Here is a 2,910-nt window from a genome sequence, read left to right as displayed (position 1 = left end):
TTTAACAGTAAGTTATAAAAATAAAAAAACCGGCAATCTCAATATAATGGTCATGTGAAAACCATTAAACTTGAACATTGCCGGTTTACTTTTAACTGCCTTAATGGGCTTTTAAATAGTCTACCTTCTATTAAATGAGCCTCTAATATGAGGGTCTATGTATGATTTCTATTTTCTATAGATTTCTTTTTCATTAAGCCAATAAAAGATTATTAACTTTCTGCTAAAGACTTCTATATTTCCAAAAATCATTAATCATTTATTTACGATGTAAATATTACTATTCGTTAAACATTCTGTCAAGTTTTCCTTCGTACGATCGTTTATTTTTCTCAATTTATAGGACTATTTTTGTATGTTTATTTCATTTTATTCAAGGTAACATCGAAAATGATACATAATAAAAGGGCAAATGGGATTGAGCATATAATGGCCGTAATGGGGCGTGTAAAATGCAACCTAATGATCAAGAACATGACGATTACAAATAAAAAAGACCATCCAAGATTCCACCCGTGATGATAAGTTATGGCTCCTAATTTGATAGAAACAAATTCTAAAATAATGAATAGAAAAATAAAAAATGATACATAAATCCCCTTCTTAAATATACTTTGTTCATAAGGGTACCTAGATAAAAAAACCCAGGTTGATAATGGCATACCTATTAGTATGAGCAATAACATGGGAATCATGGAGTACGCCAATCCATTAGGTTCCATTTTCCACAATTGATACTTAAAACAAAGTACCTCATAAAGAGCGTTTCCTAGAGCAGCAAATAACATAGAAGGATAATATTTTCTCCAATCACGATCTCCATACTTTAAAGCAATGATTATCCACGATATTGAAAGGATAATGGCAACCATACTAAACACCTACCCTAAGGGTAGTTTTCCATAAATGGTAATATTTAACCATTTGGATTATATCTAATATTGTTTTTCTCCGTATGCTTTCATAATCCTAAAAAATAACACCCAAAAACTGATCACCAGTAAATATATGACAAAAGAATAATAGATGTTATATCCATGTTGATAACGAAAGATCCCGATGATCACACTAAATCGCTCAAACCCGACACTCAAAAAGGCCCACACTAAGATGTACACTAAAGAAAAATGGGGTTTTATACGGAAGAAGTCATATAGATAAAAGAAAAGATAACTGTATGGTGCGTAAATCACATGGGATAAAAAATCCATTAGTTCAAAGGAACCCCTATCATTTATAACATAGAAACTAACCGGCAATACACTTAATGTGTGATCGAAAAAAAATCCAAAAAACATGCCACACATGAGGTAAACGGCGGTTTCCTTTTTTGTAAAACGTTTGGGTAGAAGTAACACCACGATGGTTCCAACGCACAGTGAAGCAACGATAAACCACTCGTTCGCATTAAAATGATTAACATAACGAATTATATTCATGGTTTGATTAACTCTCCTTATCTAGTCCACGAAACCATCTGGCAATCCACCAAATTAAGACTATAAATACCATATACATGAGAGCAGAATAGATTTCATTCCATCGTCGGTAAGTAATCAGACCAGCCCACAAATAAACCCGATCTGCCATGCATAAGAATAAAACGATGGCCAAAGATACTATCCAGCGCCATTTTGCTCTCAAACCAGAATGGAGCACACATACTGATAATAGAATCTGGAAAGGGATCACGATCATACGACAGATATACATGGCAAAGGATCCTTCTACACTTCGTGTCAGTGGAACCCATTGTAAATTAACATCCAGTATGGTGAATATGGTAATCGTTACTATTTCGATAAGGAAGTATAAAAAAACCATATCGATCAGCGTTAACCCTTTGGGAACTATTGCGAATACAATCAGCACAAACCAACCTATTAAGGCTAGAAGAGCAATGGACATGGTAATCATCCTCAGGGAAAAGTTTTACAATACAAATATTATTTCCAATAGCCATAATAAATTTACAATTTACGTAAACGCTACACTTCCTTTTTTCAAAAACTTCCCCCACGTTGCTTATATTTGTACAAAAAAACGTTGATTCTTCTTCATGGAATCAACGCCAAAGGGTACCTGACTTCTTTTCAGTCGTACGGTCTATTTGTTGTGTTAAAAAATTTCTTTTACAAAAATAAAATGGTTCTTAAGTTCGCTTTCATTAATTGAGATCCTGTTGGTTAAATCTTGCGTTCTTAAAACAAATTCCTTAACCCCAATAAATTCGGATTCACTGATTAAGTAAAATTGAGTTCCTCTTTTAAACCCGTTGTATTTCTTTTTTAGTCTATATACTTTCATTCCTAACCTCGAATTTGATTTAACATATATATTGGCTATTTTAATAGACTATATATACTTGAGTAAAGCCCTTATGAATAAGATCAGTCATCGTAACCGTTTCATCTCCCTATTTGAATAGCTATATAAAAGATAAAACAAAACCACGCGCAAATGGGTATAAATAAATAAGTATCATAGCGAGAGAAAAGGGTGTGCCGGACTTTTTTGAACAAACCGAAGTACTTGAAATCTCCAACTACTCTTAAACCAAAGACAATCATACATGCCCAACATCCAGCGTTAACTAGTATGTTCGGATAAACAAACTTGAATAGCCCTCCTTGCAAAATCAGGAGTCCTGCTGCTAAAAATAATAGAAACGAGACAAACAGTGTGACAAATTTACCGGGAGAAAAAACTGGATGTTCCAACTTAGCACTTTTGGGAATAACATGGTTACTGCCCCATGAACCCCCGAACGCCCAGTAAACATGTAAGCAGCCGATTCCAATCAATAGAATGGCAGAGCCTGCAATCATCAATCCAACCATCACGGCACCTCAATCCTTTTTCAATGATATGTATATTAATATAAAAAAAAATAGAACCACACCCAAAAAA

Annotated in this window: 4 protein-coding genes; all 4 read right to left on the bottom strand. The window is 33.9% G+C overall.

Annotated elements, in window-relative coordinates; genetic code table 11:
- Nucleotides 1-359: 359 nt before the first annotated feature.
- Nucleotides 360-872 carry a CBO0543 family protein gene (locus tag V7083_RS04375; RefSeq protein WP_335475764.1) on the bottom strand — a complete coding sequence of 171 codons (513 nt, stop codon included), beginning with the start codon at nt 870-872 and terminating at the stop codon, nt 360-362.
- Nucleotides 873-935: 63 nt separating this feature from the next.
- Nucleotides 936-1,439, bottom strand: a complete 504-nt coding sequence (locus tag V7083_RS04370; RefSeq protein WP_335475762.1) for a hypothetical protein — start codon at nt 1,437-1,439, stop codon at nt 936-938.
- 7 nt (nt 1,440-1,446) lie between these two features.
- Nucleotides 1,447-1,908 carry a hypothetical protein gene (locus V7083_RS04365; protein ID WP_335475760.1) on the bottom strand — a complete coding sequence of 154 codons (462 nt, stop codon included), beginning with the start codon at nt 1,906-1,908 and terminating at the stop codon, nt 1,447-1,449.
- Between the two features lie 500 nt (nt 1,909-2,408).
- Entirely contained in the window at nt 2,409-2,840 is a 432-nt protein-coding gene (locus V7083_RS04360) for a DUF3995 domain-containing protein (RefSeq protein ID WP_335475758.1), read from the bottom strand.
- Between the last annotated feature and the right edge of the window lie 70 nt (nt 2,841-2,910).

The sequence above is a fragment of the Bacillus sp. JJ1764 genome, assembly GCF_036962145.1.
Lineage (GTDB): Bacteria > Bacillota > Bacilli > Bacillales > Cytobacillaceae > Neobacillus.
This window is presented reverse-complemented; position numbering and strand designations above follow the sequence as displayed.